The organism is Halopiger thermotolerans, assembly GCF_054654555.1.
This window is the reverse complement of the sequence record NZ_BAAIEU010000003.1, coordinates 441,729-456,275: the sequence shown is the minus strand read 5'-3', so window position 1 is coordinate 456,275 and position 14,547 is coordinate 441,729. Positions and strand designations below refer to the sequence as shown.

General features: G+C 65.3%; 11 protein-coding genes. 3 read left to right on the top strand and 8 right to left on the bottom strand.

The genetic code is table 11. The annotated features are described in order from the left end of the window. Positions 1-24 precede the first annotated feature (24 nt). From ACYQ26_RS07310 to ACYQ26_RS07290, 5 genes are read right to left on the bottom strand one after another with little or no spacing between them, the layout of a single operon-like run. Positions 25-1,110: an ABC transporter ATP-binding protein gene (locus ACYQ26_RS07310; protein WP_459808216.1), complete on the bottom strand. Its 1,086-nt coding sequence runs from the start codon at positions 1,108-1,110 to the stop codon at positions 25-27. After that, entirely contained in the window at positions 1,107-2,168 is a 1,062-nt protein-coding gene (locus ACYQ26_RS07305) for an ABC transporter ATP-binding protein (protein ID WP_459808215.1), read from the bottom strand. The genes ACYQ26_RS07310 and ACYQ26_RS07305 overlap by 4 nt, the downstream gene beginning before the upstream one ends. Continuing rightward, a complete protein-coding gene (locus ACYQ26_RS07300; RefSeq protein ID WP_459808214.1) occupies positions 2,165-3,223 on the bottom strand; it encodes an ABC transporter permease in 1,059 nt (352 codons plus the stop codon). Before ACYQ26_RS07300 ends, ACYQ26_RS07305 begins: the two co-directional genes overlap by 4 nt. Next, entirely contained in the window at positions 3,223-4,248 is a 1,026-nt protein-coding gene (locus ACYQ26_RS07295) for an ABC transporter permease (RefSeq protein WP_459808213.1), read from the bottom strand. Before ACYQ26_RS07295 ends, ACYQ26_RS07300 begins: the two co-directional genes overlap by 1 nt. A gap of 18 nt (positions 4,249-4,266) precedes the next feature. Next, positions 4,267-5,988, bottom strand: a complete 1,722-nt coding sequence (locus ACYQ26_RS07290; protein WP_459808212.1) for an ABC transporter substrate-binding protein — start codon at positions 5,986-5,988, stop codon at positions 4,267-4,269. A gap of 251 nt (positions 5,989-6,239) precedes the next feature. Between ACYQ26_RS07290 and ACYQ26_RS07285 the strand changes: the two genes are divergently transcribed. Beyond that, a complete protein-coding gene (locus ACYQ26_RS07285) occupies positions 6,240-8,465 on the top strand; it encodes a glycoside hydrolase family 3 N-terminal domain-containing protein (protein ID WP_459808211.1) in 2,226 nt (741 codons plus the stop codon). Between the two features lie 689 nt (positions 8,466-9,154). Here the strand turns inward: ACYQ26_RS07285 and ACYQ26_RS07280 are convergent. From ACYQ26_RS07280 to ACYQ26_RS07270, 3 genes are all read right to left on the bottom strand, one after another. Continuing rightward, the gene (locus tag ACYQ26_RS07280; protein WP_459808210.1) at positions 9,155-10,162 is read right to left on the bottom strand and encodes a Gfo/Idh/MocA family protein; all 1,008 of its coding nucleotides are present in this window, start codon (positions 10,160-10,162) and stop codon (positions 9,155-9,157) included. A 322-nt stretch (positions 10,163-10,484) separates the two neighbouring features. After that, positions 10,485-11,324: an NAD-dependent epimerase/dehydratase family protein gene (locus ACYQ26_RS07275; protein ID WP_459808209.1), complete on the bottom strand. Its 840-nt coding sequence runs from the start codon at positions 11,322-11,324 to the stop codon at positions 10,485-10,487. Positions 11,325-11,394: 70 nt separating this feature from the next. Then, positions 11,395-12,531: a mandelate racemase/muconate lactonizing enzyme family protein gene (locus ACYQ26_RS07270; RefSeq protein ID WP_459808208.1), complete on the bottom strand. Its 1,137-nt coding sequence runs from the start codon at positions 12,529-12,531 to the stop codon at positions 11,395-11,397. A 93-nt stretch (positions 12,532-12,624) separates the two neighbouring features. Here ACYQ26_RS07270 and ACYQ26_RS07265 point away from each other — a divergent pair, with 93 nt between their 5' ends. Next, on the top strand, positions 12,625-13,350 hold the full coding sequence (locus ACYQ26_RS07265) for a ThuA domain-containing protein (protein WP_459808207.1): 726 nt from the start codon (positions 12,625-12,627) through the stop codon (positions 13,348-13,350). 156 nt (positions 13,351-13,506) lie between these two features. Beyond that, positions 13,507-14,451 (top strand): dihydrodipicolinate synthase family protein, encoded by a 945-nt coding sequence (locus ACYQ26_RS07260; RefSeq protein ID WP_459808206.1) that lies wholly within the window; start codon positions 13,507-13,509, stop codon positions 14,449-14,451. Positions 14,452-14,547 lie beyond the last annotated feature (96 nt).

Sequence of the window (14,547 nt, the reverse complement as noted above, 5' to 3'; positions counted from 1 at the left end):
CCGAATCGAGAACGGCAGCCGTGATTATTCCTCGTCCAGTCGCGCGCCCTCGAGCGGCTCGCTGTTCCAGTACTCGCTGTCGTCTTCGAGGCGGAAACAGGAGGCGCGGTGTGCGCGAGCGCCCCCGTCGACCGAGCGCACGCCGGGCGCCGTCGTCTTGCAGTGGTCGGTCGCGTGCGGACACCGCGTGTGGAACCGACACCCCGACGGCGGATCGACCGGGTCGGGGATGTCGATCTCCCGAACCGGCGGCTCCGTGGCCCCTTCCTCGAGGCTGAGCGACGGCGTCGCCCACTTCAGCACCTTCGTGTAGGGGTGTTGCGGGTTCTGCAACACCTCCTGGGCGTCCCCGAGTTCGACGAGTTCGCCCAGGTACATCACGCCGAGGCGCCCGTCGGCGTGCTCGGCCAGGTAACGGGCGTTCGAGAGGTCGTGCGAGATGAAGAGGAACGACGTGTCGAACTGCTCCTGCAGGTCGAGCATCAGGTCCATCACCTCGACGCGCAGGGAGACGTCCAGCGCCGACACCGCCTCGTCGGCCAGGATGAGATCCGGGTTCATCAACAGCGCCCGCACGAGCGCGACGCGCTGTTTCTCTCCACCGGAAAGCTGGTGTGGGTACCGCTGGGCGTAGTCGTGGGGCGGCGCCATCCCGACGCGCTCGAGCATCGCGAGGATCCGCGCCTCGCGGTCCTCCGGGCCGAGGTCGGTCTGGTACTTCTTCAGGGGTTCGGCGAGCGATGCTTCGACCGTCCGGTGCGGGTTCAGCGACGAGCCGGGGTCTTGGTGGATGATCTGGAGCGACCGCCGGATCTCCTCGTAGGGGATCGACGGATTCGAGAAGCGCTTCTTGGCCTCCCAGACGTCCTGGCCGCGGTAGCTGACGGTGCCGCCGGTCGGTCGCTGGAGGCCGACGGCCGCCTTGCCGAGCGTGGTCTTCCCGCTGCCGGATTCGCCGACGATCGCGACGACGTCGTTCTCCGGAATCTCGAGGTCGACGCTGTCCACCGCCCGTACGGTCTCCGAGTCCTCGAAGGGGTTGAGACCGCCCTCCGTCTCGAAGTGGACGTCGACGCCGTCCATTGAGACGACGGGTTCGTCGGCGCTCATCCGTCTACCTCCGCGGTGAGTTCGATTTCGTCGACGCGGTCCCGGTGGTGACAGGCGACGTCGTGGGTTTCCGTGACCGGCTCCATCGGCGGTTTCACCGTCGCGCAGTCTTCAGTCGCGATGGGACACCGCTCGTGGTACGGACAGCCCGAGGGCACGTTGACCGGATCGGGCGCCGAGCCTTCGATCGGTCGCATCTCCTCGAGCGGGGAGTCGATGTCGGGCGTTGAGTTCAACAGCGCCCGCGTGTAGGGGTGGGTCGGCGACCGGAGGATCTCCTCGGTCCGGCCCACCTCCGCGAGTTCGAACGCGTAGAGGACGCCGATGCGGTCCGCCAGTTTCGTCACGAGCGGCAGGTCGTGCGTGATAAACACCATGGTCAGGTCGTACTTGTCCCGCAGATCGCCGAGCAGGCTAACGATCGAGCGCTGCATCAGCAGGTCGAGGGCTGCGGTCGGCTCGTCCATCACCAGCACCTCGGGCTCGAGCACCAGACTCAGGGCGATCAGCGCCCGCTGTTTCATCCCGCCGGAGAGTTCGTGCGGGTACGAATCGAGCACCCGGTCGGGGTCGAGGTAGAGGTCCTCGAGCAGTTCCCGCGTGCGCTCCATCCCCGACTCGACGTCGTACTCGTGGGCCTCGAGCGTCTCCACGAAGTGGCCCCGGAGCGTCAGCGTCGGGTTGAACGACGAGAGCGCGCCCTGGAAGACCATCGAGATCTCCTCCCACCGAAGCCGCCGGAGTCGGTCGTCCGAGAGCTCGAGGACGTCGATCTCCCGACCGTCCGTCGGCCGGTAGGTGATCGACCCCGAGGTAACGCCGGGATCGACGACGGCGTCCAGCAGCGCGGACGCGAACATCGACTTGCCGGAGCCGGATTCGCCGACGATGCCGATGATCTCGTTGCGCTCGATGTCGACGTCGAGGCCGTTGAGTACCGTCGACGTTCCCCGGTCCATGTGGAACTCGACGGTGAGGTCGCGACACGCGAGGACTGCATCGGATCGAGACTCGGTCGCGACGGCGTCCGATCCCGATCGATCGGCGCGACCGCTCATCGGATCCCACCTCCGGTTCCGGTCGTCGCAGCGCCGCCACCGGACTCAGGCGGTTCGTCGTCCGACCCCGTTGTGGAGGCATGTCGAGCGCGAACGCGCGGGTTGAACATTCGATCCGTCCCCTGCGAGAACAGGATCAGTCCGAACGACAGCAGCGTGATCGTCGCCAGCGGCGCGATCAGCCAGTGGGCCATCGACGCGACGTGCATGGCCCCGCCGCTGATCGCCTGGTCAATCATGACGCCCCAGTTGACGACGCTGTCGTACGGCAGTACCCCCAGGAAGTACAGGCCGACCGATGCGAAGATGACCTGTCTCGCGGCGTTAACGAACGTGATCAGTACGTACGGCATGATGTTCGGAAGGATGTCTTTGACGATGATCGACGGCGTCGAGAGCCCCATCGCCTGGGACGCCTCGACGTAGGAGTGGCGGCTGATCGACAGCACCTGCGAACGGATCTCGCGGGCCAGCCCCGCCCAGACGTTGACCGTCAGGATCAGCCCCGTGACGATCGGGTTCTGGGGCTCGAGCAGCGCGGCGAGGATGACGATCAGCGGGAGCCCCGGAATGGTCATCACGATGTCCGTGACGAGTGAGAGCAGCCGGTCAGTCCGGCCGCCGGAGTAGCCCGCGATCGTCCCGACGGTGACGCCCATGACCGTTACGAACAGGCCGCCGGCCGCGATCATCTGCAGCATCGACGGCGTCGCGTGGACGATCTGGGCGAGGATATCGCGGCCGAGGTTGTCGGTGCCGAGGGGGTAGGCCAGCCCTTCGGCCAGCGGCGTAACCGATCGCGGGCCCTGATTGGTTCGCGGTTCCTTGTACAGCGCCGGGCCGACCAAGCCGACGACCACGTACAGCAGGATGATCCCGGCGCCGATGCGGGCGCGGCGCTCGCTCCAGACGATCCGGCCCGGCGCGAGGAGCCAGCGGTCGACCAGTCGTTGGTACCGCTCCTTTCGGGTGAGCGTGGTCTCGGAGACGGCATCGAAGGCGTCGCCGTCGTCGATCGCGTGCAGCGGCTCCGTTCGCTCGCTCCGCTCGCTCATCAGTGCTCACCTCCGCGAGTCTGGGCGCGGGGATCGATGATCCCGTACGTCAGGTCGGCGATGTAGACGCCGAGGACGACGGCGACGGTCATCACGAGGAACACGCCCATCATGAGCGGGTAGTCGCGGGCCTCGAGGCCCTCGATCATGTAGTAGCCAACGCCGGGGTAGGTAAACACCTGCTCGAGGATGACGCTGCCGCCCAGCGCGAAGCCGATCGCGATCAACAGCGCGGTGTAGAGCGGCAGGACGGCGTTGCGTCCGACGTACCGCGTCGCGATCCGCCGCTCCGAGAGGCCGCGGAGCCGCGCGACGCGCAGGTAGTCCTCCCCGAGTATCTGGATGCTGTTGCCCCGCATCCGCAGCGCCCAGCCGCCGGCCGCGACGACCGTGTAGGAGGCGATCAGCAACGCGGCGTGCCAGACAGCGTCCCCGAGGAATGCGAGGGTCTCGAGCGGCTCGAGCAGCGCGACGGTCGGTTCCATCTCGGTCGAGTACCGGCCGCCGGTCGGGAACAGCTCGAACCGGTAGCCGAGGAACCAGATCAGCACGATCCCGACGATGTAGTTCGGGATCGAGTTGAACAGGATCGAGCCGACCGAGAGGCCGTTGTCGAAGTAACTGCCCTCCTTGTAGGCCATCATCGCGCCGAGCGAGACGCCGATGGCGAAGGAGAGCAACAGCGCGGTCGACATCGTGAAGATCGTCCACGGAAGCGCCTCCGCGATGATCTCGGCGACGGGGACGCCCTCGTTGATCGACTCGCCGAGGTCGCCCTGCAGCAGTCCGATCACGTAGTTGATGTACTGTTCGTGGAGCGGCGCGTCGGGGAGCACGTTGAGTTTGCGCTCGACGCGGTGGTCGATCTCGGCCTGCGTCATCTGCGGATTGTTCTGGATGAGCTCGGCCCGGTAGGCGTCCGCGGGATTGCCGGGCATCAGCCGGAGCAGGAAAAACGCGAGGCTCATCACCGATACCACCGTGACGATCGCCTGTAGCGTGCGTTCGACGTAGTATCGTTGCATGTATTCGACGTAGCCGCGCTATTCTTCCTTCGCGACGAGTTTCCCGATCCGGGGGAGGTACGTCGTCGGATACTTGACCGACGCGTCCGGGTCGGAGTCGTCGACGACCTTGAAGTCCTTGGTCGCGACGAAACACTGATCGACCTTCTCCTGGATCGGCAGCTGGGGCAGGTCGTAGTTGAAGGCCCACGCCAGCTTGTTGATCTTCTGCCGCGTCTCCTCGGCGTCCCGATCCATCCCGACGAGTTCCTCGAACTCCGGGGCGAACTCGAGGGTTTCGGTCTCGCCGTCGGGTTCGCCGATCGGCGGCAGCTCGATCGATCCGGGGTAGTTGTAGACGTTCTGCGCGTCGAAGCTGTTCTGGTTCCAGTTTAAGGTGTGGTAGGGATACGTCCAGCCGTCGGACCACCAGAAGCCGGCGACGTCGAAGCCGGTGTCGCCGTAGAGGTCCTGGCCGAAGTAGACCCCGTCGTCCCGGGTGATAAGGTTCGTCTCGATGCCGAAGTCCTGGAGGTGCTGATTGAGCGTGATCGCGGCGTCGACCCACTCGTTCCAGGCGGCCGGCACCTTGAACTCGAAGGTCAGCGTCTCGCCGTCGGCGTCGACCCAGGTGCCGTCCTCCCGCGAGAAGCCGGCCGACTCGAGCAGTTCGGTCGCTCGCTCGGTGTTGTTCCCGGCGTAGTCCTCGAAGGCGTCGGGATTATCGAGCCACTCGTCGGCCGAGCCGTCGAAGTTGCCGACGATGCCGGTCGGCGTCCCCACGGGCGCCTTCGCGTCGCCGCCGCCGGCGGAGTTCTCCGCGACGACCTCTCGATCGACGACGTGGGCGATCGCCTTCCGGACCTCGCGCTGGCCGAAGTGCTTGTGGTCGTGGTCGAACGCGATCGACAGCCCCCAGTTGGCGGGCTGTTGGACCTCGACGACGTGGTCCGGGAACGACGCCATGATGTCCGGCGAGGTGAAGATGTTGTGCAAGGCGTCGACCGCGCCGCCCCGCAGCGCCTGCCAGGCCTGCTCGTTCCCATCGATAAATCGGAACCGGTACTCGGTGAAGTTGACGTTGTCGGCCCAGTGGGAGTCTTCGAACTTCGTGGTGACGAGTTCCTGTTCTCCCGCGCTCTCGTACTGGAACGGCCCCGTCCCGATCGGTTCCTCGGGCGCGAAATCCGCCAGCGCCGTCGACTCGGGATCGTCCTCGAGTTCCGCGAGGATGTCCTCGTACTGCTCGGCCGGCGTATCCAGCTCCATGTTCTGGATCGAGTTGAGGAAGACCGGCTCGGAGACGTCGGCCTCGAGACCGACCTCGACGGTCGTGCCGTCGACGGCCGCGACGTTCTCGACCGAGGTGAAGTTCCCGATCGGGTGGCTATCGTAGAGCGAGATGTGGAGCTTTCGGACGAGGTCCGCCGCCGTGGCGTCCTCGCCGTTGTGCCACGTCAGGTCGTCCTGCAGCGTCAGCGTCGCCGCGTCGTCGCCGATTTCCCAGTCGGCGAGCGCTCCCGGGGCGAACTCGCCGGTCGTCGCCCGAAAGTACACCAGCCGGTCGAAGACCACGAACCCCGGCCGATCCGGATAGTTGCTGTCGTTCGCGGCGTTCCACTGCATGTCGCCGGGCAGCACCGACGTCGGCGCGGTGAAGGTCCGTTCGGTCATCGGCTCGTCGCCGGTGATCTCCCCGCCGGAAGTGTCGGCCCCGTCGTCGCTGCCGCCGGCACACCCTGCGAGTGCCGCTGCCCCCACTGTGCCGGTGACTCGTAAGATCCGTCGCCGTGATGCCTCTGTGCCGGTGGATAGCACTCTCTCTGGTGCCATGGTACTCCTGCGGTACCGTCCCAGATAATAAATATTTTTCGGAAAACATAACGATTCTTTACACCGTTATCGCGTTCGCGCGCTCCGCCCGGGCGTATCGTTATTCCGACTCTCAGAGGCCTCAGACGTCCGTACACGAGGGATACACTTATTAACTTCCTGCGTGGATCCCTACATCCATGACGAGCGAGGCTCGGTATCTAGATCCGTCGCTGTCGATCGACGAGCGCGTCGCCGACCTCCTCGAGCGGATGACCCTCGAGGAGAAGATCGGGCAACTGGCCGGTTCCTACGTCGGGGTTCTCGACGAGGGCCTTCACGATGTCGACGACGTCATCAGTGAGATCGACGAGTACCACATCGGGGCCGTCGCTCCCTTCGGCTGGGGCGGGTCGCCGAACGAGTCGGTCGACGAGGCGGTCGACGCGGCGCGCCGACTCCAGCAACACGCCGTCGAGGAGACTCGCCTCGGGATTCCGCTTTTGTTCGCCGCCGACGCGATCCACGGTCACGCCTACATCAAGGAGGCGACCGTCTTCCCGAACGCGCTCGGCGCGGCGGCGACGTGGAGCCCCGACCTGATCGAACGGACCGCCGAGATCACGGCGGCGGAGCTGCGCGCGACCGGCGCCGCACAGAACTACAGTCCGACGTGCGACGTCGTCCGCGACCCTCGGTGGGGGCGAACCGGCGAAACGTTCGGCGAGAGCCCGTACCTCGTCGCCCGGCTGGCCGCCGGCAAGGTCCGGGGCTACCAGCGCGACGACCTCGAGGACGACGGCGTACTCGCGACGGCCAAACACTTCCCGGCCTACGGCGTTCCCGCGCGCGGCGAGGACGCCGCGCCGGTCGACGTCTCTTCGCACACGCTCCGCAACGTACTCCTGCCGCCCTTCGAGGCCGCGCTGGACGAAGGCGTTGGCTCGGTGATGCCCTGTTACAACTCGATCGACGGCGAACCGGCCCACGGCTCCCGTCGCTACCTGACCGACCTCCTCCGCGAGGAACTCGGGTTCGACGGCGTCGTCGTCTCCGATTGGAACGGCATCACGCAGTTACACCAGGAACACCGGACGGCGGGGACGCCGCTCGAGGCGGCGCGCCAGACCCACGCTGCGGGGCTGGATATCGGCTCGGTCGCCGGCGGCGAACACGCGGGACGCGTCCAGGAACTGGTCGAGCGGGGCGAACTGTCCGAGGCGGTAATCGAGGCCAGCGCCGAGCGGGTACTGCGGGCGAAGTTCGCGCTCGGCCTCTTCGAGGATCCCTACCCTGACGACGATGCCGCAGACGCGCTCGGAACGCCGGACCACCTCGACGTCGCCTGCGAGACCGTCCGCAAGTCGCTGACGCTGCTGCAAAACGAGGGCGACCTGCTCCCCCTCGAGGACCCCCAGGAGGTGTTCGTCACCGGGCCGAACGCCGACGCGATCGTCCACCAGAACGGCGGCTGGAGCTGTAACGCCGACGAGGGCGTCCCCGGGACGACGATTCTCGAGGGGATCGCCGACGTCGCCGACGAGACGACCGTCACCTACGAACCCGGCTGCGAGATCAACGCGTCGGTCGATATCGACGCCGCCGCGGAGCGGGCGGCCGCGGCTGACGTCGCCGTGGTCGCGCTCGGCGAGGACTGGTACCTCCACGAGTTCGGTCCCTCTGCGGAGACCGACGGCGAGACCGGCGAGTTCCCGACCCGGCGGGAACTCTCGTTGCCCGACGCCCAGCGCGACCTCGTCGAAGCGGTCTCGGCGACCGGAACGCCGGTCGTCGCGGTGCTGGTGACCGGCCGCCCGCTGGCTATCGAGGAGGTGGCCGACGACGTCCCGGCGATCCTCATGGCGTACTATCCCGGCCGCGTCGGCGGCGAGCTGATCGCGAAGGTCCTGTTCGGCGAGGCCGAGCCCGGCGGCCGGCTCCCGATTTCGATGCCGCGATCGGCGGCCGACCTGCCGACGTACTTCAACTACCTGCCGCATCCCCATCCGATCGGCCCGGACGAGCATCCGTCCTCGTACGATCCACTGTTCGAGTTCGGCCACGGACTGAGTTACACCACCCTCGAGTACGAAGCGATCGACCTGTCCGACGACACAATAGCTCCGGGCGAGATCGTCACGGTCAGCGTCACGGTGGCCAACACCGGCGACCGACACGGCAGCGAGGTCGTCCAGGCGTTCGGTCGCGACGAGTTCAGTTCGGTCGTGACGCCCGTTCGCGAACTCTGGGCCTTCGAACGCGTCGAACTCGAGCCCGACGAGCGAACGACGGTCGATCTCCGCATCGATCCGGACGAACTCGGGCTCTTCGACCGCTCGTCCGACGGACGCCGCGACGACGGACACCTCCAACTCTCCGTTGCGGATCGAACGTTCGAACTCGCGGTCTATCCGCAGCGCGACTAGTTCTGTCTCGAGGCCGCTCGAATCGATCTAGTTTCTCTCGTCGGATCCTCGTTTTTCGTCCGGCGGCTGACTCCGAGCACTCGAGCGGCGGCGCTATCGATAAACGCCCTCCAGAAGCGCTGTCGGTCGTTCTGCGGGACTTCATACGTATTCTTACAGTTTTTCGTTTCTCGAGTTATACGGAAGAATCGACATACGACGGCGCCGTCAATAGATAAGATATCTGTTTAATCTACGGTCAGTAAACAAGTATCGGACACGTACTCCGTGCCGATTGACGTTGAGGATGTAATTACAATAGTATGTGCGTAAATACCTAGGGCGGAATCAGTACGAGACGCTCATCGAGAAAACGCCCGTCGACTTCGATCCGAACGCCGAGAGGAGGTGAGCGCGATCTAACCGTCTCCGCCCGCAGTCGCTTACGGCCGATCCCAGGGGAACGCGTACGTCGGGTCGTTGACGAACCGCTCGAGGTCGGCGCTCAACGAGATCCGGGAACCGCTGGGGAGGGTTACTCGAACCGTGTTCGATTCCAGGCGGTGGTCCTCGCTCTCGGTCTGTACGATCGCGAACTCGTGCCCGCCGTAAGCGCCCTCCGTCGGGGCGTTATACCGCCGATTTGCGCCGAGCGAGCGTGACGCCGCGCGCTGATCGCCGTCGGGTGATATCGGGCCGGATCCATCGAGTTACTCTCGAGCGCCGTACTCGACGTCGACCCACTGGTCGGTTTTAGCCGCTTTCTCCAGTGCGAACGTGATATCGAGCGCCCTGCGCGCCTCCCCGGGTGGGATCATCGGCTCGCGGTCGTCTCGGATCGCCGCGACGAAGTCCCGAACCTGCCCGGGGATGCCCGTGCCCATGTGGAACGGCTCGGGCGTCGCCTCGGCGCCGTCTTTCGTCTCGAACAACTCGAGTTCGTCCTCGTGCCACTTGATCGACCCCTCGGTGCCGTGGAGGTGCAACGAGATCCGTTCCTCGGGGTACATCGCCGTCGTCGCCGTGATCTGGCCGTAGCCGCCGTTGGCGAACTCGACGCTCGCGACTGCGGTGTCGGGCACCTCGACGTCGTGGTGAACGGTATCGACTTCGGCAGCGATGCGCTCGATTTTGCCGGCCGTCCACTGGAGGAGGTCGACGCCGTGGAGCGCCTGCGTGAGGAGCACCCCACCGTCGAGGTCGGTCGTCCCGTGCCACCCGACGTCCTCGTAGTAGGACGGGTCTCGGTGCCACTTTATCTCCGTGTTGCCGAACACGAGATCGCCGAGCCGCCCGTCGGCGACGACCTCACGGGCGAGCTGCGGCCCGCCGTACAGCCGCCGCTGGAAGATCCCGCCCAGCGTGATTCCTTCGCGCTCGCAGACGTCGATCAGCTCGTCGACGCGTTCGCGCGTGATCTCGAGGGGTTTCTCGCAGAGCACGTCGACGCCCGCCTCGGCGAGGGCGTCGACGATCTCGAGGTGGGTGCCGTTCGGCGTGCAGACGCTGACGATGTCGAGATCGGCGTCGGTCGCCATCTCGGCTGGATCCGTGTACCAGGCGACGTCGTACGCCTCCCCGAACGACCGTGCGACCCCCTCGTCGATGTCGGCGCAGGCGACGAGCGTCGCGTCCTCGAGGTCCTCGACGGCGTCCGCGTGGTTTTCTCCTATGCCGGCGCAGCCAACAATCCCGTATCGGAGCTTACTGGTTGCCATTTGCATTCAAAAAGAACGTAACAGGGATTTATAGATTGTGATGTGATTCCGTACCGAACACGGCCGATACTCCGAGAAATCACGTCGACAGCACCATCTGATCTGCGGCGGAGCGACTGGCGGTGAGTTCGGCCGCTTACCGTTCTCGAATGCCGAACAACTCCCTTCCCTGCAGCGACCGTAGCGAGTGTCGAATGCACTGTAATATACGAGGTCTTCGATCGTCATACGTAGATTTCTCCTGAGTAGGGAAACGAATCGATGGAGAACGGACCGAACCCAAATCGAGATACACGTTCGGCATTCGTAACCCTGGGACCAACTACGCTGGCGGCGAATTCCACTCCTCGCCGTCGTCCTGCGGATCGTAGCCGATCCGGGCGCGAGCGTGCTCGAGGTCGAACCACCGCCGGCGGTTGTCACTGACGCCGTAGAAGATATCGAACTCGACGTCGTCGTCCTGGAGACAGCAGTCGATCTGATGGGCGAAGTCCCGACGGGACTGCCACATCGCCTTCATCCGTGCGACCCAGCACTCGTACGCGTCGCTGCCACGTTCCCAGTCGCCCTCGTCGACGCCCTGTTCGGCATCCCCGTAGGGGTGGTCGTACTCGCTCGAGTTGACCGTACAGATCCGGAGCGCGTAGAACTGCGTCGGGTACTCGCAGTCCTCGATGTAGTACCGGCCGAGGTCCTCGCCGAAGCTCTTGGAGGCGCCGTAGTAGGAGTCCGGCCGCACCGGATCGGTGTGATCGAGCACGAGGTCGTGGTCGCGCCCGTAGATCTCGGGCGCGTTCTCGAGTTCGTACATCCCCATCACGTGGTTGGTCGACCCGAAGACGATCGACTCGACCTCTGCCTCGCGTGCGGCCTCGAGGACGTTGTACATCCCGACGATGTTGGGTTCGAAGACGTCGCGCCAGTCGCCCTCCGCGCTGGGGAACGCGGCCAGGTGGACGATCGCGTCCTGGCCCTCGCAGGCGTCTCGAAGCGTCTCGTAGTCGCTGATATCGCCGACGACGGTATCGTATTCGCCGTAGGGGTGATCGTCCGGTCTATCCGAACGGTTGTAGTAGGTAAAGTCGTACTCCTCGCGGTCGTGCAGGTGGTCGATGATCGCCGTCCCGCACCGACCGTAGGAACCGGTCACAAGGACGTCCATACCAGCTATCTGATGGATACACCTATTAAATTGATGGGTTCGACGGCTCCGATCGCCACGCCTCGAGTCCCTACTCGTCAGCGCGGTACCGCGCCAGCGCGTCCTCGTCGATCGAGATCCCCAGCCCCGGTTCCTGGGGAACCTCGAGTACGCCGCCGCTAGGATCGAACGGGGTCTCGAGCAACTCGCTGCGCAGCGGGTTGGTGCTGCGGTCGAACTCGATCAGCATCGGCTCGGGTACGTTCCGGGTATGGGGGTAGTCCGAGACGCTCGCGGCGAACTGGATCGCGGCGGCCATGCCGACGGCACTGTTCCAGATATGAGGTCTGACGGCGACGTTCTCCGTCGAGGCCATGTCGGCGATCAGCCGCGCTTCCGAGAGTCCGCCGCAGCGACCGAGGTTCGGCTGGACGATGTCGACCTGCCGGTCGTCGATCAGCCGCTTGAAATCGAACCGGCCGTAGTGGGCTTCCCCTGCCGCTAGCGGTACGTCGACCTTCGCTTTCACGTCGCGGTAGCCTGAGGGGTTCTCCGGCGGCACCGGTTCCTCGATCCAGGCGACGTCGTACTCGGCGATTCGCTTCGCCGTCTCGATCGCCTGATGAGGCCGATAGTTCCCGTTCATGTCGACCATGAGCGTCCCGCCGTCGCCGAGGAGCTCGCGGGCGACGCGGACCCGTTCGACGTCGCTGTCGGGATCGGCGCCGATCTTGATCTTCGCGGCGGTAAAGCCCTCGTCGACCGCCTCACGAATCGGCTCCTCGAGCGGCCGATCCTCGTCCGTATAGTACATCGTCGAGGCGTAGGGGGTCAGCGTCTCGCGCTCGCGGCCGCCGAGCAGCCGGTGGATCGGTCGGCCGACCGACTTCCCGATGATGTCCCAGCAGGCGACGTCGATCGCGCTCAGCGCACTCTGTACGAAGACGTCGCCCCCGAAGTGGTACGGATCGGTGTAGGCGCCGTCCGCCAGCGACTCGACATCGAAGGGGTCCATGCCGAGCACGTCGTCTCGGAACAGTTCGTCGATCGTGGCTGCGGCGATTCCTCCCGGCGCGAACGCCTCGCCCCAGCCGACGAGTCCGTCGTCGGTCTCGAGGCGGACGAGCGTGGTCGCGCGGGTGCGACCGAATCCGCGGGCGTCGCCCAGCCCCTGACCGTCCGGTAACTCGTGTTCGAGCGGAACCGTCTCGAGTGACGTAATTTCCATGTGCTACCGAGTAGCGCCTGCCACGAAATAGCTTGTGCTGCGGTGACGTTAGGAGCCGAATCTTTTTCACGATCACCGACGAGTCACCGTCGTATGACTCAGCAAATCACGGTCTGGAACGAGAACGTCCACGAGCAGGAGCGCGAGGTGGTTGCAGAACGGTATCCCGACGGCATCCACGGCGCCATTGCGGAAAGCCTCGAGGCAGAGGACCGAACCGTCAGAACGGCGACGCTGCAAGAGTCGGACCATGGTCTCACCGAGGACGTGCTCGCGGAGACCGACGTGCTCGTCTGGTGGTCTCACTGCGCGAACGACGAGGTCAGCGACGAGGTCGCGGACCGCGTCGTCGACCGCGTCCACGAGGGAATGGGGTTCGTCCCCGTCCACTCCGGGAAGAACTCGAAGCCGTTCAAGCAACTGATGGGGACGACCTGTAACATCAAATATCGCCACAGCGGCGAGACCGAACGGATCTGGGTCGCCGATCCCGGTCATCCGATCGCCGACGGACTCCCCGAATCGTTCGAGGTGCCGGCGACGGAGATGTACGGCGAACCCTACGATATCCCGGAGCCCGACCGCACCGTCTTCATCTCGTGGTTCGAGGGCGGTGAGGTGTTCCGCTCGGGCATCTGTTACCGCCGCGGCCGTGGCCGCATCTTCGCGTTCCGGCCCGGCCACGAGGAGTACCCGATCTTCTACCAGGACGAGATCCAGCGAGTGCTCGACAACGCCGTCGAGTGGGCAGCCCCGACCGAGGGGAGCGACGCGGTGTGGGGCGAAGTCGAACCGATCGAATCGCTGGACGACGACTGACCGTTTTCGCGGTGCGGTCGCCGCAGCTACCGTTTTCAGGTTCGTTTGTCGGCGTCATCTTTCTATTCGATTTCGCGACTGAACATCCGGCTACCGGTCGAACACGAATCGGACGTAAGCGATGGGCTTATATCGTGTGCTATGAATTACCACTTTATGCCGTCGTCAACTCAACGGGTACGGGACCGACTACGGGGCGTTGCCGTCGGTTTGCTCACGCCGTTCGACGCCGATCTCGAGATCGAACACGAGAAGCTCGCCGAGAACGCCCGGACGCTCTACGACGAGGGCGTTCGGACGTTCCTCGCGACTGCGAACATCAGCGAGTACCACTCGCTATCGACGACCGAACGCGTCGCCGTCGCGGAGACGAGCGTCGACGCGCTGCCCGACGACGCCTGCGTCCTCGCGGGGGTCGGCGGAAGCACGAGCCACGCACAGGACCTGATTCGCGCCTACGACGACATCGGCGTCGACGCGATGATGATCATGCCGCCGGATCACACGTACATCCACGAGCAGGGGCTGCTCGAGTACTATCGCGAACTCGATTCCGCGACGGACACGCCGCTGGTACCGTACGTGCGCGGCTTCGATCCGTCCGTCGACTACCTCGCCGAACTGACTCGCGTCGACGGCGTCGTCGGGATCAAGTACGCGCTCGAGGATCCCGTCAAACTCGGTGCGGGCGTCAACGCCGGTGCGGACGACGTGGTTTGGGTCGACGGGCTGGCGGAACCGTACGCCGTCTCGTTTTGGGCCGAAGGTGCCGAAGGATTCTCCGCCGGCGTGAGCAACTTCCGGCCGGAGATCGGCCTCGAACTGTACGAGGCACTTTCGGACGGCGACTGGGAGCGCGCCCGAAAACTACGTGATATCTGTCTCCCCTATCAGAACTTCCGCGGCGAAACCGGTCAGGACAACCAGATACCGGGGGCGATCAGCGTCTCCGCGGTCAAGAAGGGGCTCGAGCTCGCCGGACTCAACGCCGGAAACGGCGCCGTCCGCGAGCCGATCCGCCCGCTCTCAGCCGAGGAAGAACGTCGCGCGGAGGAGCTCTACCGGCAACTCGAGGACGACGTCGAGTCGCTCATCGAGTGATTCTGCGGCAGCAGCGAGACACTCGTCCGACGACCGCGACTGCCGCGAGCGGAGCGTTTCTCGTCCTCGATCGAATCCGTTAGCCTCGAGCGCCGT

Bases quoted from the DNA above. Each gene is read 5' to 3' on its own strand.
- ACYQ26_RS07310 (WP_459808216.1), bottom strand. From the start codon at position 1,110: ATGAGCGCCGACGAACCCGTCGTCTCAATGGACGGCGTCGACGTCCAC.
- ACYQ26_RS07305 (WP_459808215.1), bottom strand. From the start codon at position 2,168: ATGAGCGGTCGCGCCGATCGATCGGGATCGGACGCCGTCGCGACCGAG.
- ACYQ26_RS07300 (WP_459808214.1), bottom strand. From the start codon at position 3,223: ATGAGCGAGCGGAGCGAGCGAACGGAGCCGCTGCACGCGATCGACGAC.
- ACYQ26_RS07295 (WP_459808213.1), bottom strand. From the start codon at position 4,248: ATGCAACGATACTACGTCGAACGCACGCTACAGGCGATCGTCACGGTG.
- ACYQ26_RS07285 (WP_459808211.1), top strand. From the start codon at position 6,240: ATGACGAGCGAGGCTCGGTATCTAGATCCGTCGCTGTCGATCGACGAG.
- ACYQ26_RS07280 (WP_459808210.1), bottom strand. From the start codon at position 10,162: ATGGCAACCAGTAAGCTCCGATACGGGATTGTTGGCTGCGCCGGCATA.
- ACYQ26_RS07275 (WP_459808209.1), bottom strand. From the start codon at position 11,324: ATGGACGTCCTTGTGACCGGTTCCTACGGTCGGTGCGGGACGGCGATC.
- ACYQ26_RS07270 (WP_459808208.1), bottom strand. From the start codon at position 12,531: ATGGAAATTACGTCACTCGAGACGGTTCCGCTCGAACACGAGTTACCG.
- ACYQ26_RS07265 (WP_459808207.1), top strand. From the start codon at position 12,625: ATGACTCAGCAAATCACGGTCTGGAACGAGAACGTCCACGAGCAGGAG.
- ACYQ26_RS07260 (WP_459808206.1), top strand. From the start codon at position 13,507: ATGCCGTCGTCAACTCAACGGGTACGGGACCGACTACGGGGCGTTGCC.